General features: G+C 50.4%; 2 protein-coding genes. Both read left to right on the top strand.

What is annotated here, in order from left to right:
- Positions 1-825: RHS repeat-associated core domain-containing protein (locus tag ACYVKM_RS12190; protein WP_460877891.1), on the top strand; the 825-nt coding region annotated here is incomplete at its 5' end.
- Positions 822-1,097 (top strand): hypothetical protein, encoded by a 276-nt coding sequence (locus tag ACYVKM_RS12195; protein ID WP_460877892.1) that lies wholly within the window; start codon positions 822-824, stop codon positions 1,095-1,097. The genes ACYVKM_RS12190 and ACYVKM_RS12195, both read left to right, overlap by 4 nt.
- Positions 1,098-1,438: the final 341 nt, after the last annotated feature.

A 1,438-nucleotide genomic window follows, 5' to 3' on the forward strand; every position in this document is an offset into this window, starting at 1 on the left:
AGCCAGGCGCTGGGCATGGCGCCGAACGGGCCGGGGTATACGGGGCATGTGAACGATCCGGATACCGGGTTGGTGTACATGCAGGCGCGGTATTACGATCCGGCAACGGGTAGGTTTCTAAGTGTTGATCCGGTAACCCCGGCAGCTGGTAACACGTTCAATTTCAGCCGCTATACCTATGCCGACAATAATCCGGTGGTTAATATCGATCCGGATGGCAGGATGGTTAATCAGGATCAAGAAACGTCGCCAGGTGGTTGCACAGGATCATTAACAGGTGGCGGCTGCGGATCTCTTCACTTATCCATTACTCAAGTAGCTTCTCCGAGTGTTACGGAGCAGAAAAAAAATAATGCACAGCAAGCGCAGCAAACAACGTCAAGTAGTTCTGCGAAAAAAACGCTAACTCAGGCAATGAAAGATTATGTTCGGTCGGGAGAGCTTACGCAGAACATAATTATTGGTTCGTTGGGTGCAATAACAACGATGCAAGGTGGTGATGAGGATGATCCAATTCCAGGGGAGGAGGCGGAGCAAGCCGCTGGACAACAGATGGCCACTGTTGCGGAACGTGGTTCGCGATATGCGAGAGGTGCTGTTCGTAAGGAAGCACTCGATAAAGGCCGTGGTCCGGATGGTGCTGTTATATGCTCTTATTGCGGAAAGCCAATGGCAACCACAGTTGATCATGTTGTTCCTTGGGCAAAGGGTGGCTCCACGACACTTCCCAATTTAGTGCCAGCATGTATATCATGTAATTCCAGCAAAGGTGCGAAAGACTTGGGGACGGAGTGGATTCCACCCCTTGATAGGGAACATCCATGACGATGCAAACAGAGACTATTGCGCTTATTTGCGCCCATGTATTTAGAAACGAGCGCTCCGTCAAGTTGGTTATTCATCACGATGATGGAGTTTGGCAGTTGGTTTGTGGTGAGCAAGATCATCCGTCTGACTGTTCAGATTTTAAAACAGTCGGTCTTGAGCATTTACTTGAAAGGCAATCTAATCTCGGTGAAATAGCTGACTTAGATCGAGGGCGTATCGCAGAGTGGATCGATGACAAGTGGGTTTGCGAGAATTTTGATGAAAGTTGAGCACAAATTTAAGGAGATTTAAGTTAAATCTGGATCTTTGATTTTGTGCGCCCGCGCGAACGGCAAGCGGCGGACCTTCCCAGCGTCTTTTCCATCATGCGCTGAAATCGCTCGTCGCCGAGTGCACGTTCCTGATTGACGTGTTGCCGAATGCGGGCGAAGTCATCGTCGGTCATCCCTTATAGATTTAAGATGACGGAGGTAATTAAATCTGGTCGCAGGTCTATGCCGGTGCCGCGATCAACGGGCAGTCCTATGGGGCCAGCTACGGCGTCCCCAGCGGAAAAACAAACGCGACGGCGATCGGCTTTGAAATCTCCGGTGGCACCTGGTACGTGTTC

It is taken from the genome of Rhodanobacter koreensis, from assembly GCF_054782855.1.